The following is a 303-nucleotide window of genomic DNA, read 5'->3' on the forward strand; positions in this document are numbered from 1 at the left end:
TACCTCGGTGGTGATGCTTATTCAGCGCCTGCTGTATATGTAAAAGAAGCCGGTGTGTGGAAAATTTACTATATTTGCAGGGACTATCTGGGCAGTATCACCCATATAGCCAATGCCGATGGTTCTTTGAAACAGGAATTGAGTTATGACGCATGGGGAAGGTTAAGGAATCCCTCCACACAGGTGGCATACGCACCGGGAAGCGAACCGGCACTGTTCCTTGGACGCGGGTATACCGGCCATGAATACCTTCCTTGGTTCGGGTTGGTGAATATGAACGCAAGATTGTATGATCCTGCTTTA

General features: G+C 48.2%; 1 pseudogene. It reads left to right on the forward strand.

Annotated features, from left to right (window positions below):
* Positions 1-303, forward strand: a pseudogene (locus tag D7D25_RS17800) (RHS repeat-associated core domain-containing protein); the annotation flags it as partial.

It is taken from the genome of Proteiniphilum sp. X52 (assembly GCF_003712195.1).
In the GTDB taxonomy this organism is placed as follows: domain Bacteria; phylum Bacteroidota; class Bacteroidia; order Bacteroidales; family Dysgonomonadaceae; genus Proteiniphilum.